Genomic DNA, 22339 nt, shown 5'->3' on the forward strand with positions numbered 1-22339 from the left:
AAAGGGGATTCCCATGGGTGTATTGCAAGGCAAAACGATTGTGCTCGGTGTCTGTGGAGGCATTGCGGCTTATAAGGCCGCGGCGTTAACGAGTAAATTAACACAAGCTGGGGCTGTTGTGCGGGTGATTATGACACGCTCTGCGGTGCAATTCGTTGCGCCGTTAACGTTTCAAACCTTGTCGCGGCATCATGTTTTTGTCGATACCTTCGATGAGAAGGATCCCGCAGTCGTGTCTCATATCAATTTGGCGGACAGTGCGGATCTCGTGCTGATTGCCCCGGCTACGGCCAATACGATCGGCAAGCTAGCATTAGGGCTAGGCGATGACATGCTAAGCACCACATTGCTTGCAACTATGGCACCGATCTGGGTGGCGCCTGCGATGAATGTACATATGTACGCGAATCCAGCCGTACAGACGAACATGGAGACATTGCTCCGTCGCGGCGTACGTTTCATTGAGCCTGGCGAAGGGCAACTAGCCTGTGGGTATGTGGGCAAGGGGCGTCTTGCCGAGCCGGAGGAGATTTTTGCCGCGGTTGAGCGGCATTTTCAAGGGGAAGCAGGCCGCTTATCAGGTAAGCGCGTCTTAGTGACGGCCGGAGGTACGGTAGAACGTCTAGATCCCGTTCGTTATTTGACCAATGACTCTTCAGGCAAAATGGGCTATGCGATCGCGTCAGAAGCGGTTCGCATGGGAGCCAACGTGACGTTGGTATCGGGGCCCTCGGCGCTACCTGTACCCGAAGGTGTGCAACTCGTGCGGGTGCAGTCTGCGCTGGATATGCGTGAAGCGGTGATAAGCCGGCTCGCAGAAAGCCAACTCATCATTAAAGCAGCTGCAGTTGCCGATTACCGTCCGGCAGTTGTCGCCGAGCAGAAAATCAAAAAGAAAGCCGATTCCTTGACGTTGGAGCTGATTAAGAATCCCGATATTTTGCAGGAAATCGGAACGCTGAAAACAGCGAATCAATTCGTCATCGGGTTTGCCGCGGAGACAGAACGTTTGGATGAACATGCGATGGACAAGCTGAAGCGCAAAAACTGTGATCTTATCGTAGGGAACGATGTGTCTCAAGAGGGCGCTGGCTTTGGCGGGGATACAAATGTCGTTCGCTTCTATGATCAGAACGGGCTTGTACAAGCATTGCCTATACAAAGCAAGTGGGATGTTGCACGCAAGCTGCTGGAGCTTGCTGCAGAGCGAATGGCTGCGGCGGCGGGGGAATCCTGATGTACGCCAAAGTCATTGTCGATGTCCCAGCTAAGCAAACTAATCGGGCTTTCGACTATGAAGTGCCGTCTTCTCTAAGCAAGTGGGTCGAAGTCGGCAGCCGAGTAGGCGTACCTTTTGGACCTCGTGTTCTTCAAGGCTTTGTGGTTGCACTGCAAGACGAAACGGAAGTAGACGCGAAGCGCATCAAGCCGATTCAAAATGTGTTGGATCTCGTCCCGCCCTTGACGAGTGAACTTGTCAGTCTTGGACGCTGGATCAGTCGTATGTATATGTGTCATGAAGTAACTGCTCTGCAGGCGATGCTTCCTGCAGCACTTAAAGCGAAATATGAGCGTGTGATTATCGTAGGGGAAGAATCTGAGGATCAATCCTTTCTAGACATGCCAGATATTGAAGCTATTATTAGCTTTGTGAAGAGTAAAGAATCGGTTTCCATGGACGTCTTGTTGGAGCGTTTTTCGAAGGAAGGCGCTCTGATCAAAGAGCTGTTGTCAACGGGTAGGCTTGCAGAAGTGCAGCTAGTGAAGGATCGGATGAATGCCAAAAAGGCGTTAACCGTATTTCCACCAGCAGGTGGTCATGGCTTGGAAGAGGCGCTTGCCGAGCTTCCAGCCAGAGCGAACAAGCAGAAGGATGTACTTCGATATTTGATCGAGCATCCGCACACCATTCGATTGACGGAGCTGATGGAAACAGTCGAGGTCGGAGCGAGCACGGTTAAAAGCTTAGCGGATCGCGGCTGGATTGAGCTGCGCGAGGTGGAAGTGATGCGCGACCCGTATATGGGGCGTGCTTTTGAACGGACGAAGCCGCTTACTCTGACGGAGGAGCAGAGCGGCGTGTTTGCCCCTATTCGCGATGCGGTGGCTGAAGATCGACATGAAGTGTTTCTGCTGCATGGCGTGACGGGAAGCGGCAAGACAGAGGTATACCTGCAATCCATTCAGCAATGCTTGGATATGGATAAGGAAGCCATTGTGCTTGTGCCGGAAATTTCATTGACGCCGCAAATGGTGGAGCGGTTCAAAGGGCGTTTCGGCGACCTGGTTGCGGTTCTGCATAGCCGATTGTCCAATGGCGAGCGATACGATGAGTGGCGTAAAATTACACGCAAGCATGTAAAGGTCGTAATTGGCGCACGTTCGGCCATTTTTGCCCCTTTTACGAACATTGGCTTGATCATTATAGATGAAGAGCATGAATCCTCCTATAAGCAAGAAGAGAGTCCCAAATATCATACGCGTGATGTGGCTGTTCAAAGGGCGAAACAGCAAGATGCCGTAGTTGTACTGGGCTCGGCTACACCGTCTTTGGAAAGCATGGAGAAAACGAGACGGAGGAGAGATCGACCTAAATCTCTTTTTACGTTGCTGACCATGAAGGAGCGCGTTGCAAGTAGACCGATGCCGCCTGTTACGATTGTGGATATGCGTGAGGAGCTGAAAACCGGCAATCGGTCGATGTTTAGCAGATCTTTGTATAAAGCGATCGAAGAACGGTTACACAAGAAAGAACAGACGGTATTGTTGCTGAATCGACGTGGCTACGCGACATTCGTGATGTGCCGGACGTGTGGTTTCGTTTCACAGTGTCCGCATTGCGACATTTCATTGACGTATCACCAAAGCTCACGTGCGTTGCGTTGTCATTATTGCGGTTATGCGGAGCGTGAGGTGACGGAGTGTCCGAGCTGTCAATCCGAGCATATCCGTCATTTTGGCACAGGGACGCAGCGGGTTGAGGAAGAGCTTAGTAAGATTTTTCCTGGCATTAGGGTCATCCGTATGGATGTGGATACAACGACTGAAAAAGGCTCACATGAGAAATGGTTGACGATGTTTCGCGAGAAACAGGCGGATGTTCTTTTGGGGACGCAGATGGTGGCAAAAGGGTTGGATTTTCCCGATGTTACCTTAGTTGGGGTAATCGCGGCGGATACCGTGCTGAATATACCTGATTTTCGCTCCGCTGAGAGGACGTTCCAGCTCTTAACACAAGTTGCAGGTCGAGCGGGACGGCACGAGAAGCAAGGGGAAGTGTTTGTACAAACGTACACACCTGAGCATTACAGCGTGCAATATGCGAGTCATCATGATTATGTGGCTTTTGCGAACCATGAGATGGATATTCGTGCTAATTTAGGCTATCCGCCTTATCAAAGATTGATTTTAATTACGTTCTCACACGAACAAGTACCGCTCTTGGTGCGGATGGCGGAAGCCTTTGTTACAAGGTTGAAAGAGATTGCCCTCCCTTACACGAGACAGCAGGTAGATTTGTTTTCGGAAGCCGTATCGATGGATTCATCCTTTCATTTTGATGTGTTGGGACCTGTTGCATCGCCTATTTCCCGAATCAAAGATAGATATCGATTCCAATGCGTGGTAAAATATCGTGGGGAAGATTTAGCTGCAGAGATCGTAGGGAAGACAGTAGCTTGGTTTGAGGAACGCTCAGCCAAAGAAAAGCTGCTAATAAGCGTGGATGTTGACCCGCAATATTTGATGTAATACCCCCTAATCGAGACGACTTAAAGGTAGGTGCACATTCATGGCTATTCGTATTATTGTTAAAGATCCAGATCCTGTGCTGCGCGAGAAAGCAATCACAGTTACGAAATTTAATGCCAATCTGCATAAATTGCTTGATGATATGGCAGATACGATGTATGAAGCGGAAGGCGTGGGTCTTGCTGCTCCACAAATCGGTATTCTGAAGCGTGTAATCGTGATGGATTGCGGCGAAGAGCACGGCGGATTGATCGAAATGGTGAACCCAGAGATCGTCGTATCCAGCGGTGAGCAAATGGGCCCTGAAGGCTGTTTGAGCATTCCTGGTCTTCGTGGCGATGTGCTTCGTGCGATGAACGTAACGGCGAAAGGGCAAGATCGTGATGGAAATCCGATTGAAGTGACGGGCTCTGAGCTATTGGCACGTTGTATTTTCCATGAGATTGACCACTTGAATGGCGTATTGTTTACGGATCTTGCCGTCAAAACCTATACAGCCGATGAAGAGGAAGAAGAAGAGTGAACATAATTTTCATGGGCACACCGGATTTTGCAGTACCCTCCTTGCGGGCACTCTTGGAGGAAGGCTATAACGTGACTACGGTAGTCACACAGCCGGATCGGCCGAAGGGACGCAAACGCGTCCTTACGCCGACACCAGTGAAGGTAGAGGCAGAGAAGCATGGCATTCCGGTGCTTCAACCAGTGAAGCTGCGTGAAGCAGATTCCGTAGAGCAGATCCGCCAGCTTGCTCCAGATTTAATCGTAACAGCGGCTTATGGTCAAATTTTACCGAAGTCGGTGTTAGATTTGCCTAAGTATGGCTGCATCAATATTCACGCATCGCTGCTTCCGAAATATCGGGGGGGAGCGCCGATTCATCATGCTGTCATGCGAGGTGAGGCTGAAACAGGCGTTACCATCATGTATATGGCGGTTGGACTGGATACGGGAGACATGATCTCGCGTGTTGAACTTCCGATTGAGGACACGGATACAACAGGGATGTTGTTTGACAAGCTGAGTATTGCTGGGGCTGATTTGCTGAAGCGGACGCTGCCCGATCTATTGGCTGGCCAGATTGAGGCTGTTCCTCAGAATGAGGCTGATGCCATCTATTCACCTAATATTCGTAGGGAAGATGAGCTATTAGACTGGTCACGTTCTGCAACGGAGCTGTGGAATCACATTAGAGGGTTGAGCCCAGATCCTGGCGCTTACACGTTCTGGAATGGAGATGTGCTGAAGGTAAGGGCGAGCTTGAAGCCGACGCTAGCAGGCCAGGAGCGGTCTGGCGCAGCGCCAGGAACTGTGCTTAGCTGCAGCGAGCAAGGGATTGAAGTCATGACGGGAGCAGGCACATTGTGGCTAACGGAGATTCAACCTGCTGGTAAAAAGGCGATGCCTGTATCTGAATTTATTCGCGGAGCGCAAATTCCTGCGGGTACGGTACTGGGGAACGGGTAACGAGGTTTGGCTCGTTTAAAAAGGAATTACGTGTAAATCAATTAACAATGCCACGAAAAAAATGAGGTCTTTGATTTTGTCTACGACTAAACCCAAGCGTCCGCAAAACGGACATACGAATTCGCAGAGAGGCAGCAAGCCCTCTGCACCAAAATCATCCTCGGGCGCTGCGAAGAGCAGCGCTGTTAAGCGTTCTGCCCGTGATGCGGCACTGGATGTACTTATACGAGTTGAAGAAAATCAGTCTTATAGTAATCTGCTTCTGAATCAAGTATTACAAAAGCATGCGCTGGAGCGAGCGGACGCCGGTCTGGCTACTGAGCTTGTGTATGGTACGATTGGACGGCAGAATACGATCGACTTTTTCTTAGAGCGATTCGTCAGCAAAGGGCTCGCGAAGCTGGAGCCCTGGGTGAGGTGCCTGCTGCGGCTGAGCTTTTATCAGCTGCATTATTTGGACCGCATCCCTGACCATGCGGTTGTGAGCGAAGCGGTCAATATCGCAAAGCGCCGAGGCCACCAAGGCATCTCGGGCATGGTTAACGGCGTGCTGCGCGCGATCATCCGCAGCAAGGACGAGCTCACGCTGCCGGCTGCGCTCGGCGACGTAAAGCGCATCGCACTGAGCCATTCTCATCCGGAATGGCTCGTGCGCCGGTGGATCCGTCAGCTCGGCCCTGAGCTGACGGAACAGATCTGTGCGGCGAACAACGAGCCGCCGCACGTGAGCATCCGCGCGAACGCGAGGCGGCGCAGCCGCTTGGAGCTGCTGGAGCAGCTCCAAGCTAGCGGCCTCAGCGCGGAAGCGTCAGAGCTGGCCCCGGCCGGCATCCTTGTGCAGGGGGCCGGGAACATGGCGTTAGTCCCCGGCTTCCAGCAAGGGGACTTCTCGATTCAAGACGAGAGCTCGATGCTCGTCGCCGAAGCTCTTGATCCGCGTCTAGGCATGAAGGTGCTGGACTGCTGCGCCGCCCCTGGCGGCAAGACCGCCCACATCGCGGAGAAGATGGACGATGTGGGTCAGATTTGGGCTTGTGATCTGCATGAGCACAAGCAGAAATTAATCGCAGATCAAGCGGAGCGTCTGGGACTATCGTCGATTCAGACGCTCGTGATGGATGCTGCGAAGCTGGATGAGCATTTTGCGGCCGAGTCCTTCGACCGCATCCTTCTTGATGCACCTTGCTCTGGCCTTGGGGTTATTCGCCGCAAGCCGGATCTCAAATGGGCGAAGCAGGAGGCGGAGATCGAAGCGATCAGCGAAACGCAGTACGCGATTCTGAGCCGTATACACCGATTGCTCAAGCCAGGCGGTGTGCTTGTATACAGCACGTGCACGATTGAACAAGCGGAGAATGAGGGCATGGTCGAGCGCTTCCTCGCGGAACGCAGCGAGTTCGAGCTAGCTCCGCTGCCAGCGGATGTATTCACGGGTATTGACCCGGAAGCTGCTGCGTCGGGTATGGTGCAAATTTTGCCGCAGCAGTTCCATTCGGACGGTTTTTTTATCGCTCGGCTGCGTAAGCGTGACGTGTAACAGACAGGGACGTGTGTTCGTTCCTGCTTTGTGTTAAAATATTTTAAAATAGACGAAATAACAACAGGTTGTGATAAAAGTGGGTTTGAAGCCGTATGAGAAAGAGAAACCATTTGTTTATGATTTAAATTGGGATGAGTGGCAAAGTTGGGTCAAAGACAACGGGGAGTCCGCGTTCCGTGCCGGTCAAATTTTTGACTGGTTATATATTAAACGCGTTTTCAGCTTCGATGAGATGTCGAATTTACCGAAAACACTTCGTGACAAGCTGAAGGATCAGTTTGAGTTCGTTACGCTGTCCGAGATTGCCAAGTATCAATCCCAAGATGGCACGGTCAAGTTCTTGTTTGAGCTTGAAGATAAGAACGCTATCGAAACCGTTGTGATGAAGCATAATTACGGCAACAGTATTTGCGTGACAACCCAAGTTGGCTGTCGAGTTGGCTGTACATTCTGTGCATCCACCTTAGGCGGGTTGAAGCGGGATTTACGACCAGGCGAGATTGTCGCTCAGGTTGTGAAAGCGCAGAAATTGCTTGATGAGACGGGAGAGCGTATCTCCTCCATCGTGATCATGGGGATTGGTGAGCCTTTCGAAAATTATGAAGCGACCATGAATTTCCTGCGTGTCATGATTCACCCGAAAGGATTGAATATCGGGCAGCGTCACATCACGGTATCCACGAGTGGAATCGTACCGAACATTTATAAGTTCGCGGATGAGAATTTGCAAGTGAATTTGGCGATTTCGATTCATGCGCCGAATGATGCGCTGCGATCGAAGCTAATGCCTGTTAATCGCAGGTTCCCTTTCGTTGATCTCATCGAAGCTTGTAAGTACTACATTGCAAAAACGGGCAGACGGATTACGTTTGAGTATGCCCTTATGGGTGAAGTGAATGACCAGCCTGAGCATGCGGAAGAGCTGGCGCTTGTCTTGAAAGACATGCCGCTCAGCCACGTGAATCTGATTCCTGTCAACTTTGTGGCTGAACGTGATTTCAAGCGTACACCGAGAGATGATATTTTTACCTTCCAACGTATTCTGGAGAAGGGCAAAATTAATGCCACCATACGCCGTGAACAAGGTAGTGATATTGCGGCTGCCTGCGGACAATTGCGAGCGAAGCATATGGAGAGCACTAAATGAGGTGAGAGCCGGATGAAGATGGTAAGTCGTACCGATATAGGGAAAGTCCGTCAAGTCAATGAGGACCGTGCTGCCATCCACCATCAACTCAATGGTCTATCTTTGGCTATTGTTGCAGATGGGATGGGGGGGCATCAGGCTGGTGATATTGCCAGTCAAATGGCCATTGACACGATTGGAGTGCAATTGCAATCCATCCATTGGGGAATGTCGGTGGAGGCCTGTAAGCAAATACTGAGGGAAGCGATTGAGAAGGCGAATGAGGAGATTTATGCTTTTGCGTCTGATCAAGAAAAGTACCATGGAATGGGTACGACAGTCGTCGCCATTATTGCTTCACAGGAGCTTCTTATTATCGGGCATATCGGGGATAGTCGTGCGTATAAGCTGACAGGGGAATCGATCCAACAATTGACAGAAGATCATTCCTTAGTTTACGAGCTTGTTAAGAATGGGCAGCTGACGATGGAAGAAGCTGATCATCACCCAAGACGTAACTGGATTACACGAGCACTCGGCACAGAGCCTAGTGTGGAAGTGGATCTGTATGAGTACACATGGCGTCCAGACGATGTTATTCTCATTTGTTCGGATGGGTTGAGCGGGTTGGTCGATGATGCTGATATCTTGCGGATTGTTCGGGGAAATGAGCAATTGGAAGATGCGGCAGAGGCGTTAATCCAGAGCGCGCTTCGCGAAGGCGGAGATGATAATGTAACGGTCCTTTTATTTGCACATGATCAGGATTCGGACGGAAAAAGGGGTGATGGGAATTGATCGGTAAAAAGCTTGGAGGCCGCTATGAGATCTTAGAACGCATTGGCGGAGGCGGCATGGCTTTGGTCTACAAAGGGCATGATTTGCTTTTGAATCGCAAAGTGGCTGTTAAAGTGCTTCGTCAGCAGTATGTACATGATGAAGAATTCATTCGTCGTTTCCGCAGAGAAGCTCAAGCAGCCGCTTCCCTCTCTCATCCTAATGTTGTCAGTATTTATGACGTTGGGCAAGAAGAAGATGTCCATTACATCGTGATGGAATATATCGAAGGCAAGACGCTGAATGATTTAATTAAGGAAAAAGCGCCCTTACAGGTGGAAGATGCGGTTCATTATGCGAGTCAAATTGCAGATGCACTCGACCATGCCCATCATAACGAAATTATTCACCGCGATATCAAGCCGCACAATATTCTTATCGGCAAAAATGGCCGAGTGAAGGTGACGGATTTCGGTATCGCTAGAGCTGCGACATCATCTACGATCACACAAACCGGATCCGTCGTCGGTTCTGTTCACTATTTCTCGCCTGAGCATGCAAAAGGCACGAATACAGGAGAGAAATCTGATTTGTATTCACTTGGCATCGTGATGTACCAAATGCTGACGGGTCGACTTCCTTTTCTGGGGGAAAGTCCAATTTCCGTCGCCCTGAAGCATTTGCAGGAGGATGTGGAAGAACCGCGTAAAGTGAATCCGCTCATTCCGCAAAGTGTTGAGAACATTATTCTCAAGGCGATGCGCAAAAAGCCGGAAGAACGGTATCAATCTGCGAAGCTCATGATGGCGGATCTCGATACATGCTTGGCTCCGGATCGTCGGAATGAAGCGAAGGTCGCTTTCTGGGATGCTTATGGCATGGATGAAGAGCGTACGCTGGTTATGCCAGCCATTCGCGCTGATCAGCTAGCTCAATTCGATGACGACGATGATGATGATGAACCAGACAAGCCAGCTTGGCGAGAAGAGCCTGCTCCTTCGAAGGGGAAAGGCTGGATTAAGCCGCTCATCTGGATTGCTGTCTTGTTAATTGTGCTGGGCGCAATGTGGTACATGGTTGGTTATGTGAAAGAGATGTTCGCCATTGAGACCGTTGAGGTCCCGAATGTCGAGAATAAGATACTGACACAAGCGCAAGCTGAACTAACGGTTGCCAAATTAGGCTGGACGGTCGAATACGATGCGGATAGCAAACTGCCCAAAGATATGGTCATTCGTCAAGATCCCAGCGGGATGAGACTGAATGTCGGTACCAAGGTAATACTTTACGTGAGTAAAGGTATACCCAAAGTCAAAATGGACAATTTCGCAGGGCAGCCTCTTAAGGACGTCCGGTTAAAGTTGAAAGCTCTCGGGATTAAGGATGAGCAAATTACGATTACGCAAGAGACATCTGAGAATGCACCAGATATCATCTTGCAGCAGTTGCCGCTCGCAGGAGAAGAGTTCGAATTGGAGAAGGCGGCCATTGCCTTTACGGTGAGTAAAGCGAAGGAAACGTTCAAAATGCCGGATCTAGTTGGCTTGACGGAAGCCGAAGCGAAGGCTCAAATCACCAAGGCGGGATTGAAACTTGCTGTCAATGGTATTACACGTGAGAAGAGCTATAAGGTCGCTAAAGGGCGAGTTATTGCACAATTTCCTTACGAAAAAAATGCTGATGTCTCTGCAGGATCTGAAATTTCGTCGTTAGTCATTAGTGATGGATTGCCAGAGGACGCTGGACAGCTCACGGTTAGTGTACCTGTGAAGCCTACAACTGAAGGCAAAGATTCCGTGTTCAAAATTATTGTGAGCGACGCCCAGTATGAGAACTTCGAATACTTGACTGAAAAAGTATCGAAGCCGCAAAACTTGGATGTCAAAGTCATTGTTTCACCGGACAAAAAAGCCGTAATCTTGATCAAAGAAGGAGACAGCTTGGTTAACTCAATCACACGAACCTATCAAGATTATTTGGATCAAAAAAATGGGAAAACAACCATTTCTCCTAGTCCATCCCCGACTCCGAAGCAACAAAATACCGGACCAGCTATACCCGTTGGTGGGAATGGCCAAGGCCAAACTGGTGGAACAGCTTCAAAACCACCTGCTGGAGGGGCTAATTAATGCCGCAAGGACTTATTGTCAAAGCGCTTAGCGGTTACTATTATGTATTGCCTGAAGGGGTTCCACTACTGGAGGGCAATACGGTAACCTGTCGTGGAAGAGGCGTGTTCAAGAATAGAAATATAACGCCGCTTGTTGGAGATCGTGTCGTGTATGAAGCTACGGAGAACGGGGAGGGAACCGTTACGGAAATTCTTCCTCGTTCTTCAGAGCTCATTCGTCCGCCGATTGCAAATGTGAACGTGGTTGTGCTCGTTTTTTCAGTGACAGAGCCTATTCTGAATACACAGCTGCTGGACAAGTTTCTGGTGCATATCGAGAATACGGGGATTGATGTGCTGTTATGCTTCACCAAAAGCGATTTGCTGACGGTGACGGATAACAGTCCCTCTCATGCCAAGGAAATGACATCTGCGGAATTTGAGCGGATAACGAAGCTCTATGAGGGTATCGGTTATCCCTTCGTTACAACGAGTTCCAGGCTAGAAGAGGGTGTAGAGGCGATTCTACAGCATCTGGATGGCAAGGTTAGCGTATTCGCGGGGCAATCGGGCGTAGGCAAATCCTCATTGTTGAATAAAATGATCAGTGGTCTTGATTTGGAGACGAATGCCATTTCTCAGCGATTAGGAAGAGGGAAGCATACTACACGTCATGTGGAGCTGCTGCCGCTTGCTAATGGCGGTCTTGTTGCAGATACGCCGGGTTTCAGTCAGCTCGACTTCATGGAAGTCGAAGCTGAGGGCCTTTCTAGCTGTTTTAGGGAGTTCGCCGCTGTGGCAGAGGGCTGTCGCTTCAGAGGCTGTTTGCATTTGCATGAACCGGACTGTAAAGTTCGGGACGGCGTTGCCAGCGGTACGATCGCAGCTTCTCGTTATGATCATTACTTGTTATTTTTAACTGAAATCAAGGATCGGAAGAGGAGGTATTAGGCGTAATGGTATATGTAGCACCTTCTATTTTATCTGCCGATTTTGCCAAGCTTGGCGATGAGATTAAGGCAGTGGAGCAGGGCGGAGCGGACTGGATTCATGTCGACGTTATGGATGGCCATTTTGTGCCCAATATTACAATTGGTCCCCTTGTTGTTGACGCGATTCGTCCCGTCACCAAGCTGCCGCTGGATGTTCATCTGATGATTGAACAGCCGGACCGGTATATTCCTGATTTTGTGAAGGCGGGCGCGGATCTGATTTCCGTGCATGTAGAAGCGTGTACACACCTTCATCGGACGCTCGACCTTATTAAGACAAGCGGTATTAAGGCCGGTGTTGTACTGAACCCTGCTACACCCATCTCGCTCATTGAGCATGTGCTTGATGAGCAGTTGGATCTCGTGCTGATTATGACGGTGAATCCAGGCTTTGGTGGGCAGGCGTTCATCCCTGGTATGCTGAATAAAATTCGCGCGCTGCGTGAGCAGGCGAATGCGAAGGGTCTCACAGGGCTTCATATTGAAGTAGACGGCGGTATCAATGAGCTGACAGCTCGACAAGTCATAGAGGCGGGGGCTGATGTCTTAGTAGCTGGCAATGCCGTATTCGGGCAACAGGACCGTACTGAGGCCATTAGACGAATACGCGGCTAAAAGGGGACGAAGGACAATGAGATTTCTCTGGCTACTGATGTACAGCCTGCTTTGCGCGGTATTATTGACATGCTTTTCAACGATTCATGATTTCGTGAAGTATATTTTCTCGCTTGGAGCTCTCTACGTAGGGATGCGGTTCTTTCGGCGATTTGAACAAATTAGCTTCCGCATATGGTTTATCGTAATCTCGGTATTCTTCTATTTCATTTTCAGTTTAATTGTTGCATTGTACAATGAGATGGGCATAACCGCTCCATAGCCGCATACATATAGTTACAAGAGTGATGCGCTCTTGTAGCTTTTTTTGCTTTCTGGAAGCAACTGAATTGTGGGAGGAAGTAAAAATAGATGTCACTTTTTCTCCGCTCTGGGCATACACTGTTGTAATGATGTTAAGGAGCAGTCATGCACGTTGTGAAGTGTTTGCTCAAGAAGTTAGAGAGCTGGCGAAGTCTGTTTTCTGACGAAAACTCTAAGTGGATGCTTACGAAGCCAGTTTTCTGGCGAAAACTCTAAGGAGGGGTAGAGAATGAAATTCTACACAATCAAACTGCCGAGATTTTTGGGAGGATTCGTGAAAGCCGTACTTAATACATTTAGTAAAAACTAAGGTATGCCCATACTTACGTCATTCTCCCCAGGAATGCAAAAAAAGCACCGATTAAGGTGCTTTTTGTCATTCACATAAGTAAGATTAAGTATCCGCAGCTACGAATTAAACGCGAGCCACTTTTCCGGATTTCAACGCACGAGTACTTACGTAAACCCGTTTCGGTTTACCATCAACGAGGATGCGAACCTTTTGAACGTTAACTCCCCAAGTACGCTTGTTTTTATTGTTAGCGTGGGACACGTGATTTCCTGAACTAGGACTTTTACCTGTAATGAAACATTTGCGGGACATGTTTGACACCTCCTTCGGCAGTATACAAAGAAGCCTGGGTGGCAAGCCTAAGCTTGACATGACAGTATTCCTCAAATTAAATCTTGTGATACGTGATGCATCCAGCAAAAACACACTTAAACATAATAGCATAGCAAAAGGAGCCTAGTCAACGAATTACCTGCATTTTTGCCGTTTATTTATGAAGTATGTTATAGTACAATGAAGATTAGTCTTGCTAAAGCGAAACTTGAAGGAGTTGTTACATAATGCCGATTGAACTCACAACCGAGTATGGAAAAGTGTATATTACCAATGAAGTGATTTCAACTCTGGCCGGATCTGCTGCATTAGATTGCTATGGACTTGTAGGCATGGCAACAAGAAAGCAATTGAAGGATGGTATAGCTGAGCTGCTAGGTCGAGATAATTTGAGCCGCGGTGTTGAAGTTCGTAGAGAGAACGGGCGACTTGAAATTGATCTTTATATTATTGTCAGCTATGGAACCAAAATATCCGTAGTGGCAGGTAATGTCCAAACGAAAGTCAAATATATTTTGAATGACGTTGTAGGGCTGCAAGTGGACGACGTGAACATCTTTGTTCAAGGCGTTCGAGTAGCCAAATAATAGCCCGAAAATCAGGAAGGGGAATCACTTTGAGTAAGCGCTTTATTTCAATAAATGGAAATGACTTCACTGCCATGGTCTTGGCGGGTGCGGATAACCTTCGCAGGAATGTAGATAAGGTTAATGGATTGAACGTTTTCCCTGTACCCGACGGAGATACTGGCACCAACATGAATTTAACACTCACAGCAGGTTGTGAGGAACTGAAGAAGAAGCCATCTTCTCATATTGGGAAAGCAGCTGATGCATTGTCCAAAGGGTTACTGATGGGCGCAAGAGGCAATTCTGGTGTGATTTTGTCGCAATTGTTCCGCGGTTTCGCGAAGCATGTGCATGATTTAGAACATGTGAATGGCCAGCAATTCGCGGCTGCTTTGCAACAAGGCGTAGAGACTGCCTATAAGGCTGTTGTGAAGCCGGTTGAAGGTACGATTTTAACCGTATCCAAGGAAGCAGCTAAGCATGCCGTTCAGTATCGTCGCAGCAGCGATTTATTGGATCTAATGAACGAGGTGTTGAGCAAGGCGAAGGAAGCACTCGCAAAAACGCCTGATCAGCTAGCAATTCTGAAGCAAGTAGGCGTTGTGGATGCGGGGGGCCAAGGGCTCGTCTGCGTCTATGAAGGCTTTGTTACGGCGTTAAGCGGCGGTTTGGTACAAGTTGATGAGGACTTTGCTACGATGGATACCAATCTTTCGGGCGAGGTTTCGCTTCTTCCTGGTATGAATTTGGCGAAAGAAATGCACGCACATCTGCCTGCACAAGCCCATTTGGCCACAGAAGATATCGAATTCGGCTATTGTACGGAATTTATGCTGACGATTGCTCCTGGCAAGGTCAAGGGCTTTACGTTCGATGAAAGTACGTTTCGTGAGCAGCTTAGCAAGCTTGGAGATTCGCTCCTTGTCGTTGCTGATGAAGAGCTTGTGAAGGTGCATATTCACGCGGAATATCCGGGCGAGGTTATGAATCAAGCGATGAATTACGGTGCTTTAAGCCGTATCAAAATCGAAAATATGCGTGATCAGCATTCACATATATTAGAAGATATGACGCATGGATATGAAGCTCCGGCTGCCATTTCTTCCACTACTGCTATTGCCGTTGCTGCACCTGCGAAGCCGTATGGTTTCGTTGCTGTCGCACTGGGCGATGGAATTACGGATATTTTATCCAGTGTTGGCGTTGATGTCGTACTTTCAGGCGGACAAACGATGAACCCAAGTACAGAGGATATCGTGAACGCTGTGAACAGTATTGATGCAGACACGATTTATGTGCTTCCGAATAACTCGAACATTATTTTGGCCGCGCAGCAAGCAGTGGAGCTGGTCGATAATAAAACGCTTATCGTCATCCCATCGAAATCCATTCCGCAGGGACTTGCAGCTATTCTGGCTTTCCAAGAGAAGGCGGATGCACGGACGAATACGGATGCGATGAATGAATCACTGCGACGTGTAAAATCCGGTCAAGTCACCTATGCCGTGCGTGATACGAACATGGATGGTATGGATATTAAGCAAGGTCATTTCATCGGTATTCAAGATGGCCGCATTGTCTCTTCCCAACCAAGTCTGATGGACGCTTGCAAGAAGCTGCTGGAGGAAATGATCGATGAAGGCAGTGAAATCGTAACAATCCTGACGGGCGAAGATGCAACTGAAGAAGGCATGGAAGAGCTGGAAGCTTTTATTCAGTCCATGTATCCGGATTTGGAAATTGAGCTTCATCCTGGTGGACAACCCTTGTATGCCTACCTATTTTCGGTTGAATAACAGCGTACGAGCAGGTAGTTTAAATTCGTGATTGGAGTGAGCCCTGTGACAAATATTCGTATTGTAACGGATAGCACGGCCGATATTCCATTGGCTGTCAGAGAAGCGTTGAACATCGAAATGGTGCCGCTCAAAATTAATTTTGGTGAAGAACAGTATCTGGATACGGTGACGCTTCAGTCAGAGGAATTCTATCGGAAGCTGACGTCATCCTCTCACTTTCCAACAACATCAACGCCGTCACCCGGTGAGTTTCTAGCTGTCTATCAAGGTTTGCTGGAAGAGCCCGATACCGAGGTGCTCTCTATTCATTTGTCATCCGTGTTGAGTGGAACGTACAGGACGGCTGAGCTGGCATCTACGCTGCTAGAGGGCGATCAAGTCGGTAAGGTTCACCTTGTTGATTCCTGTTCTGCTTCTTATGGGATAGGGGCACTCGTTGTGGCTGCTGCGAAAGCTGCGCAAGCCGGGAAGAGCGTCGCTGAAATTACAGCGCTTGTTCAGGAGATGAGAGCGAACTTTTATATTTATTTCCTTGTTGATACTTTGGAGTTTCTTCAAAAGGGCGGACGAATTGGTAAGGCGTCGGCGCTGCTGGGTTCCTTATTGAACATTAAGCCTATTCTTTCTTTGGATAGCGCGGGTGAAGTGACCGTTGTTGATAAGGTACGTGGTAACAAAAAAGCGATAGCACGCATTCTTGAACTGTTAGCGGCGGATGTGTCTGACAAGACCATTCACACGCTGCATATTGCTCATGCTAATAATTTGGAAGGTGCGGAGCAGCTGCGGGAGGCCATTGTGCAACGGTTTGCTGTGGAGCACGTGGATTATATTACCCTAGGTCCTGTTATTGGCGCACATGCTGGACCAGGTACTATTGCAGCCTTCGTGAGTACGGTGTAAGAGATGGATTTAAATCAATGTCAAGTACGTGAAGTCCATGGAGTTGGCGCTCAAAAAGCACTTGAGCTAAACGCCATGGGCGTTTTTACGGTTATGGATTTGCTGGAGTATGTTCCGTTTCGGTACGAGGATTATACGGTTCGCGACCTAGCCAGCGTGAAGGATGGTGACCGTGTCACCGTAAAGGGCTATATTATCGGTGAGCCGGTCTTGCAGCGATATAGTGGCAAATCTCGCTTATCTTGCAAGGTGATGGTCGATGATTTCTTGTTGACAGGGGTGTGGTTTAACCGTCATTTCCTGAAAGATCGCTTGCGGCCGCAGCAGGAGATTATCCTGACTGGCAAATGGGACGCTAAGCGGCGGCAAATGAGCGTGTCCGATTCGGAGTTCCCCGGACAAGGGGATTCGAATACCGGCACGATCCAGCCGGTGTATTCGGTTGCGGGTTCGATTACGCAGAAGTGGATGCGTAAGGTTGTTCAGCAGGCGCTGACGCAGTACAGCGCTTTGATTAGTGAAGTGCTGCCGGCGGGTATTACCGGCAGGTACGGGTTTATGCCGCGCAGCAAGGCGCTGGCTGTCATCCACACGCCGAGCGGCGTGGAGGAGGGCAAGCAGGCGCGCAGGCGCATGGTGTATGAGGAGCTGTTTCTGTTCCAGCTCAAGCTCCAGGCTTACCGGGCTGTGACGCGCAGCCGCACGGACGGGTTGAAGCAGCAGGTCGATCTGCCTGCTGTACGCGCCTTCGTGCGCGCGCTGCCCTTCCAGCTGACGGAGTCGCAGAAGAAGGTCGTTGGCGAGCTCCTGCACGACATGCAGGAGCCCTACGCGATGAACCGACTGCTGCAGGGCGATGTCGGTGCGGGGAAGACGATCGTCGCGGCTATTGGGCTGTACGCGACGGTGACGGCTGGCTACCAAGGCGCGCTGATGGTGCCGACGGAGATTCTGGCTGAGCAGCATAATCGCTCGCTTAGCAGCTTGTTCGAGCCCTATGGGCTGCAGGTAGCTTTGCTGACCGGAAGCTCGACAGACCGCCAGCGACGGGATTTGCTGGCCTCTTTGCAGATGGGCTTGATTCACGTGCTGGTCGGGACGCATGCGCTGATTCAAGAGGATGTGTATTTCCGCCAGCTGGGTCTGGTTGTGACGGACGAGCAGCATCGCTTTGGGGTGAACCAGCGCAGTATTCTGCGACGCAAAGGGATGAATCCGGACGTGCTGACGATGACGGCGACGCCGATCCCGCGCACGCTGGCCATTACGGCGTTCGGCGACATGGACGTTTCAACGCTGCGCGAGCTGCCGAAGGGACGTAAGCCGATCAAGACGTACGCGGTTCAGCATGCGATGCTGGAGCGTGTGCTCGGCTTCATTCAGCGCGAGGTGGCCGCAGGTCGTCAGGCGTATATTATTTGTCCGCTCATCGAGGAGTCGGACAAGCTGGACGTGCAGAATGCGATCGACGTCCACATTCAGCTGCAGCAGCATTTCCCGCAGATGCGGATCGGTTTGCTGCATGGACGTATGAGCGCGCAAGAGAAAGAAGCGATCATGCGCGCCTTCAAGGAAGGCACCGTGGAGGCGCTCGTGTCGACTACGGTGATCGAGGTAGGCGTGGACGTGCCGAACGCCACGCTGATGGTGATCTACGACGCCGACCGCTTCGGCCTGTCGCAGCTGCACCAGCTGCGTGGCCGGGTCGGGCGGGGCGAGCACCAGTCATTCTGTGTGCTCATCGCCGACCCGAAAACGGAGGTCGGCAAGGAGCGCATGAAAGCGATGACGGAGACCACTGACGGCTTTGAGATTGCGCGGCGCGATCTGGAGCTGCGCGGGCCGGGGGATTTCTTCGGCACGAAGCAGAGCGGGCTGCCGGAGTTCCGCATCGCCGATATGATGGCGGATTTCGAAATCATGGAGCAGGCGCGAGATGATGCAGCCGAGCTTGTCAGCGACTCGTCCTTCTGGACGGGGGCTTCTTTTATGCCGCTGAGGGCGTATTTGGAGCGGGCTCATATTTTTGACAGCGAAGTGCTAGATTAGTAGCTTAGTCTGGAAGACAAGTTGACCCCTGGCGTGTTCCCTCTTAAGATAGAAGTAGCTGCACTATTTTAGGGGAACGAAGGTGTTACGGTCTTGACTTATTTTCTTGTTTATTTATTGCTGATGAATATCATTACGTTTATTGAGATGGGACATGACAAAGGGCAAGCCAAAAAAGGAGGTCGCCGTGTACCGGAAAAACGCCTGTTTCTACTCGCTGCTCTCGGTGGTGGGATAGGCGGTTGGCTCGGCATGCGGGTTTGGCGCCACAAGACGAAGCATACATCGTTCGTTGTTGGCTTTCCGCTGCTCATTGCATTAAATTGCATATGTGTAATTCTAATTGCCATGTATATGTAAGCAAAGGACAGCTGCCGAGTACGGTGGCTGTTTTTTGTTTTTGTCTTGTTTGGATGAGAGAACTCGAACTCGAACCCGAACCCGAACCCGAACCCCAATACACGTTCCCCTAAACGAAATAACTGGAAAAACTCCAGTTAATTTCCGTTAATCTCCCCGCAATTGCGCATTAGATGGAAATTATGTAGTTAAGATGGTTCTTTTTAGAATTTCTTCGAACATTCAATCTAAATACATGCGTAAAATCCAGTTATTTAATTTTTATTGAGAAATAAAGCAAATTTAGCTGTACTTTTTCCATTTAAATGCACGCAACGTTTGATGCCCAGTGGATTTTTTCCGAAATTCCCGTCTATGCCTGATCATTTTGCTGCCAAAGTTTTGTCCGATTTGAAGGCCAACAACATAGGTTTTTCTTATATAAAGCTGCTCCAGTCAAGTTTGCCTACTTTCACTCATAGGATAGGAGCATGACGGGTATCGGAGGTGCGGGTATGAGTTATCAGCAATATGGCATCGATCCTGCGCTCGTGGAGCGTGTAAAGTTCAAAATGAAAAACCCTGAGGTAAAGGAACGCATCAAAATGCTGCTGCAAGGCGTCACAAAGGCAGATTTGCAAAACACGGCGAAGGTTACGCGTTTAATTGGTCTTGCCGCGGGCATTTTCGGTGAGAAGCTTAGCGGGAATCAAACGCACCAAATTTTAACGTTTATCATCGCGCAAAAGATTGATCCTAATAACACGTTTCATCTGATTAAATTATGGTCCATGTTTCGATAGGTGCACGCTGCAAACGCCACTTGCAGAGCGGAAGATGCTCTGTTGGTGGCGTTTTTTCCTGAGAGGCTTTTCTTTCATCGCACGCTCGCCTCCCGTTGAAAATCCAATGTACAAGAGGCGGAGAGTGGAGACATGAACTCGTCCGTGGTGATTCGCACATTTGGTGAAATGGTAAAAATAGGTAAAATAATTGAAATTAACTGTAGTTCGTCCTTTTATTAGTAAAAAAATATCCAAAAAACCACTTGCATAACGAATACGTGTTCGGTATATAATATGGAAAAACGAATATATGTTCGCATATGGTGGTGAGAACATGAGTAGTGCTTCAAAGGTGGAGACAGAAGAGGATGTTCAAATGATTAAGGAATACACACTGTTGCCGATTTTACTTGACATGCTGGCAAGAGATATGGAGGAGCTTAAGGTTTATAAAGATAAAATTGTTTATAATCACATACTTTTTTACCTCAGAGAGGTTGAGATGGCTATTTATCCTGAATTACAACAGCTGAAAAGTAAGATGAAGCAGCGAGAGATTAAGGTGATTCACACGGAAATGAATGCTTTAGGCATTCAAGTAGAGTACAAGGTTCGAGGTTACATTCACCATTTCACGATGCTTCGTAGTTTGGTCAAGGCTGAGCTGATGACTATGCTGATGAATATGCGGGGGGAATTGCGATGAGTAAGGGGAACAAGGGTGGGGAACGAACGATCTTCCTGGCGGACTGTCAGAGCTTCTATGCAAGTGTAGAGAAGGCCGAACATCCAGGTCTAGAGAATAAGCCAGTTGCCGTTGCAGGAGACCCTGCGTTAAGGTCAGGCATTATTTTGGCCGCCTGCCCTGTTGCCAAAGGATATGGCGTATCAACAGCTGAAAGGCTGGGGGAAGCGCTGAAAAAGTGCCCTGAACTGATTGTTATGCGTCCGAGGATGCAGCATTACATTGATGTTTCGTTGCAAATAACCGAAATTTATCAGGAATTTACGGATCTCGTTGAAATTTTCAGTATTGACGAACAGTTTCTGGATGTAACTGGAAGTATTCCGCATTTTGGAGATGCGATGACGATAGCGACAACGATGCAGCACAAAGTGTTCAAACAAACAGGTGTTAAGATTCGCGTAGGCATTAGTTCGAATAAAATTTTAGCGAAAATAGCGACGGATATATGGGCTAAAAAGAATGCGAGCGGCATCTTCACACTGCTTCCGTCCGCAATCGAGGAATACCTGTGGGAGCAGCCCGTCAGCAAAATGTTTGGGGTTGGCTCGCGGATGACCGCTCATTTTGCCAAGTTGGGCATGTATACCATTGGCGATGTGGCACGAACGCCGCTGCCGCAGTTAAAACAGAAGTTCCGCGCACGCTTCGGAAAGCAGTCGGACATTCATGCGGAGGTGATGTGGCGGACGGCAAATGGGTTGGATGACAGTCCAGTCACACCGGGGACGTTTGATACGCCTCCGAAGTCCATCGGCCATATGATGACGCTGCCGAGGGACTATGCGGAATCGTCAGAAGTGAATACGATCCTCATGGAGCTGACGGAGGAAGTGTGCCGAGACTGTCGCCGCAAAGGCTATATGGCCTCTATTGTGACTGTCAGCTGTATGTGCAGTCCCTTTGATGCACCGACAGGCTTCTCACGTCAGATGAAAATGCCAGACCCAACGAATCATACCGGTACCGTTTTTCAAGCTGTGAAGCAGCTTTTCTATAAATTTTGGGATACGATGCCAGTTCGCCGGGCCGGGGTGATGCTGAGCCAGTTCGTGGATGATGAGACGTATCAGCTCACTCTTTTTGAAGATCAAGTCAAGGCGCGAGAACTGGAAAAAGTGACGGACAGCATTAAGGACCGGTTCGGCAATGCGGCGATTGTTCGTGCGTCCTCCCTGACGTCAGCCGGTCAAGCGCAGACTCGTTCTCTCAAAATCGGAGGTCATTATAAATGAGCAAAAAATTGCAGAATAACGGTTTGTGGGAGTCTAGCCGGATGATGCTGCCCCAACATCGAGAAGCAGCTCAAAATCAACGTCATGACAAACCGCTTCCTACGAAGCGCCCGACAGCCGATGATATTAGCATTATACGAGAATCTGTTCTGCTGCCGCTCATGCATACGATTATTATACGAAGGGCGCGTGAGGTAGAGCGTTCTTCCGAGATGCTAAGAACGCTCTATTCGAAGGTGGCTCAGGTGCTGGCCAAAAATATGCAAGCCGACTTAGCCAAAGTTAAGCGCCATATGCTGGAGAATAACATGCACGTTGCCGAGGAGGAGAAAGACGATCAGATGATCCGTTACCGATACAGGTGCCGTGAGCATGAAGATCGATTTACGATGACAAGGGACTACATGCGTGCTGAAATTGGTGCGAGAATCGGTCGATACGCCGACAGCCTGGTCACAACCATTTATGGTACAGATCCGCGTGTGAGTGTGTTAGAGACGGAAATGAAGAAGAAATCGTGAAGCTGCCCTAACTATGGGCTAGGCCTCATTCGTACAGCCTGAAGGAGAATGATTCTTCGGGCTGTACGAATTGACGTAAGCCTATCTTT

At 49.3% G+C, this 22339-nt stretch carries 22 protein-coding genes; 21 read left to right on the top strand and 1 reads right to left on the bottom strand.

Annotation, left to right across the window (positions count from 1 at the left end):
- The first annotated feature begins 13 nt into the window (after positions 1–13).
- The 12 genes from coaBC (at position 14) to spoVM (ending at position 12990) form a co-directional block, all read left to right on the top strand.
- Positions 14–1237, top strand: coding sequence for a bifunctional phosphopantothenoylcysteine decarboxylase/phosphopantothenate--cysteine ligase CoaBC (gene coaBC / locus AC58QG_RS00675; protein WP_497359836.1), 1224 nt, complete (start codon positions 14–16; stop codon positions 1235–1237).
- Positions 1237–3750: a primosomal protein N' gene (gene priA, locus AC58QG_RS00680; protein WP_497362747.1), complete on the top strand. Its 2514-nt coding sequence runs from the start codon at positions 1237–1239 to the stop codon at positions 3748–3750. The genes coaBC and priA overlap by 1 nt, the downstream gene beginning before the upstream one ends.
- Before the next feature lie 40 nt (positions 3751–3790).
- A complete protein-coding gene (gene def, locus AC58QG_RS00685; RefSeq protein ID WP_497359838.1) occupies positions 3791–4273 on the top strand; it encodes a peptide deformylase in 483 nt (160 codons plus the stop codon).
- A gap of 11 nt (positions 4274–4284) precedes the next feature.
- Positions 4285–5217, top strand: coding sequence for a methionyl-tRNA formyltransferase (gene fmt, locus AC58QG_RS00690; protein WP_497362748.1), 933 nt, complete (start codon positions 4285–4287; stop codon positions 5215–5217).
- Positions 5218–5293: 76 nt separating this feature from the next.
- Positions 5294–6754 carry a 16S rRNA (cytosine(967)-C(5))-methyltransferase RsmB gene (gene rsmB, locus AC58QG_RS00695; protein ID WP_497359840.1) on the top strand — a complete coding sequence of 487 codons (1461 nt, stop codon included), beginning with the start codon at positions 5294–5296 and terminating at the stop codon, positions 6752–6754.
- Positions 6755–6833: 79 nt separating this feature from the next.
- A complete protein-coding gene (gene rlmN / locus AC58QG_RS00700) occupies positions 6834–7904 on the top strand; it encodes a dual-specificity RNA methyltransferase RlmN (protein ID WP_497359842.1) in 1071 nt (356 codons plus the stop codon).
- Positions 7905–7916: 12 nt separating this feature from the next.
- Complete coding sequence (locus tag AC58QG_RS00705) at positions 7917–8681, top strand: Stp1/IreP family PP2C-type Ser/Thr phosphatase (RefSeq protein WP_497359844.1); 765 nt, start codon at positions 7917–7919, stop codon at positions 8679–8681.
- Positions 8678–10789, top strand: a complete 2112-nt coding sequence (gene pknB, locus AC58QG_RS00710) for a Stk1 family PASTA domain-containing Ser/Thr kinase (protein ID WP_497359846.1) — start codon at positions 8678–8680, stop codon at positions 10787–10789. The genes AC58QG_RS00705 and pknB overlap by 4 nt, the downstream gene beginning before the upstream one ends.
- Positions 10789–11721 (top strand): ribosome small subunit-dependent GTPase A, encoded by a 933-nt coding sequence (gene rsgA, locus AC58QG_RS00715; RefSeq protein ID WP_497359848.1) that lies wholly within the window; start codon positions 10789–10791, stop codon positions 11719–11721. Before pknB ends, rsgA begins: the two co-directional genes overlap by 1 nt.
- A gap of 5 nt (positions 11722–11726) precedes the next feature.
- Positions 11727–12377, top strand: coding sequence for a ribulose-phosphate 3-epimerase (gene rpe / locus AC58QG_RS00720; RefSeq protein WP_497359850.1), 651 nt, complete (start codon positions 11727–11729; stop codon positions 12375–12377).
- 16 nt (positions 12378–12393) lie between these two features.
- Positions 12394–12639, top strand: a complete 246-nt coding sequence (locus tag AC58QG_RS00725) for a hypothetical protein (protein WP_497359852.1) — start codon at positions 12394–12396, stop codon at positions 12637–12639.
- Positions 12640–12909: 270 nt separating this feature from the next.
- Positions 12910–12990, top strand: a complete 81-nt coding sequence (spoVM, locus tag AC58QG_RS00730) for a stage V sporulation protein SpoVM (protein ID WP_036634233.1) — start codon at positions 12910–12912, stop codon at positions 12988–12990.
- A gap of 105 nt (positions 12991–13095) precedes the next feature.
- Here the strand turns inward: spoVM and rpmB are convergent, their stop codons facing one another.
- Positions 13096–13284 (bottom strand): 50S ribosomal protein L28, encoded by a 189-nt coding sequence (rpmB, locus tag AC58QG_RS00735; protein WP_029197753.1) that lies wholly within the window; start codon positions 13282–13284, stop codon positions 13096–13098.
- A 248-nt stretch (positions 13285–13532) separates the two neighbouring features.
- Here rpmB and AC58QG_RS00740 point away from each other — a divergent pair, with 248 nt between their 5' ends.
- From AC58QG_RS00740 to AC58QG_RS00780, 9 genes are all read left to right on the top strand, one after another.
- The gene (locus AC58QG_RS00740) at positions 13533–13892 is read left to right on the top strand and encodes an Asp23/Gls24 family envelope stress response protein (RefSeq protein ID WP_310499088.1); all 360 of its coding nucleotides are present in this window, start codon (positions 13533–13535) and stop codon (positions 13890–13892) included.
- Between the two features lie 29 nt (positions 13893–13921).
- The gene (locus AC58QG_RS00745) at positions 13922–15670 is read left to right on the top strand and encodes a DAK2 domain-containing protein (RefSeq protein ID WP_497359854.1); all 1749 of its coding nucleotides are present in this window, start codon (positions 13922–13924) and stop codon (positions 15668–15670) included.
- 45 nt (positions 15671–15715) lie between these two features.
- Positions 15716–16576 carry a DegV family protein gene (locus AC58QG_RS00750; protein WP_497359856.1) on the top strand — a complete coding sequence of 287 codons (861 nt, stop codon included), beginning with the start codon at positions 15716–15718 and terminating at the stop codon, positions 16574–16576.
- A gap of 3 nt (positions 16577–16579) precedes the next feature.
- Positions 16580–18625, top strand: a complete 2046-nt coding sequence (recG, locus tag AC58QG_RS00755) for an ATP-dependent DNA helicase RecG (protein WP_497359858.1) — start codon at positions 16580–16582, stop codon at positions 18623–18625.
- A 93-nt stretch (positions 18626–18718) separates the two neighbouring features.
- Positions 18719–18985 carry a DUF1294 domain-containing protein gene (locus AC58QG_RS00760; protein ID WP_497359860.1) on the top strand — a complete coding sequence of 89 codons (267 nt, stop codon included), beginning with the start codon at positions 18719–18721 and terminating at the stop codon, positions 18983–18985.
- A gap of 494 nt (positions 18986–19479) precedes the next feature.
- Positions 19480–19767 carry a stage VI sporulation protein F gene (locus AC58QG_RS00765; protein WP_497359862.1) on the top strand — a complete coding sequence of 96 codons (288 nt, stop codon included), beginning with the start codon at positions 19480–19482 and terminating at the stop codon, positions 19765–19767.
- 316 nt (positions 19768–20083) lie between these two features.
- Entirely contained in the window at positions 20084–20455 is a 372-nt protein-coding gene (locus tag AC58QG_RS00770) for a YhjD family protein (protein ID WP_497359864.1), read from the top strand.
- Entirely contained in the window at positions 20452–21729 is a 1278-nt protein-coding gene (locus tag AC58QG_RS00775) for a DNA polymerase IV (protein ID WP_497359866.1), read from the top strand. Before AC58QG_RS00770 ends, AC58QG_RS00775 begins: the two co-directional genes overlap by 4 nt.
- Positions 21726–22250, top strand: a complete 525-nt coding sequence (locus tag AC58QG_RS00780; RefSeq protein ID WP_497359868.1) for a YhjD family protein — start codon at positions 21726–21728, stop codon at positions 22248–22250. The genes AC58QG_RS00775 and AC58QG_RS00780 overlap by 4 nt, the downstream gene beginning before the upstream one ends.
- Positions 22251–22339: the final 89 nt, after the last annotated feature.

The organism is Paenibacillus sp. J22P169 (genome assembly GCF_059691995.1).

Bases quoted from the DNA above. Each gene is read 5' to 3' on its own strand.
- coaBC (WP_497359836.1), top strand. From the start codon at position 14: ATGGGTGTATTGCAAGGCAAAACGATTGTGCTCGGTGTCTGTGGAGGC.
- priA (WP_497362747.1), top strand. From the start codon at position 1,237: ATGTACGCCAAAGTCATTGTCGATGTCCCAGCTAAGCAAACTAATCGG.
- def (WP_497359838.1), top strand. From the start codon at position 3,791: ATGGCTATTCGTATTATTGTTAAAGATCCAGATCCTGTGCTGCGCGAG.
- fmt (WP_497362748.1), top strand. From the start codon at position 4,285: ATGGGCACACCGGATTTTGCAGTACCCTCCTTGCGGGCACTCTTGGAG.
- AC58QG_RS00705 (WP_497359844.1), top strand. From the start codon at position 7,917: ATGAAGATGGTAAGTCGTACCGATATAGGGAAAGTCCGTCAAGTCAAT.
- rsgA (WP_497359848.1), top strand. From the start codon at position 10,789: ATGCCGCAAGGACTTATTGTCAAAGCGCTTAGCGGTTACTATTATGTA.
- rpe (WP_497359850.1), top strand. From the start codon at position 11,727: ATGGTATATGTAGCACCTTCTATTTTATCTGCCGATTTTGCCAAGCTT.
- AC58QG_RS00725 (WP_497359852.1), top strand. From the start codon at position 12,394: ATGAGATTTCTCTGGCTACTGATGTACAGCCTGCTTTGCGCGGTATTA.
- spoVM (WP_036634233.1), top strand. From the start codon at position 12,910: ATGAAATTCTACACAATCAAACTGCCGAGATTTTTGGGAGGATTCGTG.
- rpmB (WP_029197753.1), bottom strand. From the start codon at position 13,284: ATGTCCCGCAAATGTTTCATTACAGGTAAAAGTCCTAGTTCAGGAAAT.
- AC58QG_RS00740 (WP_310499088.1), top strand. From the start codon at position 13,533: ATGCCGATTGAACTCACAACCGAGTATGGAAAAGTGTATATTACCAAT.
- recG (WP_497359858.1), top strand. From the start codon at position 16,580: ATGGATTTAAATCAATGTCAAGTACGTGAAGTCCATGGAGTTGGCGCT.
- AC58QG_RS00765 (WP_497359862.1), top strand. From the start codon at position 19,480: ATGAGTTATCAGCAATATGGCATCGATCCTGCGCTCGTGGAGCGTGTA.
- AC58QG_RS00770 (WP_497359864.1), top strand. From the start codon at position 20,084: ATGAGTAGTGCTTCAAAGGTGGAGACAGAAGAGGATGTTCAAATGATT.
- AC58QG_RS00775 (WP_497359866.1), top strand. From the start codon at position 20,452: ATGAGTAAGGGGAACAAGGGTGGGGAACGAACGATCTTCCTGGCGGAC.
- AC58QG_RS00780 (WP_497359868.1), top strand. From the start codon at position 21,726: ATGAGCAAAAAATTGCAGAATAACGGTTTGTGGGAGTCTAGCCGGATG.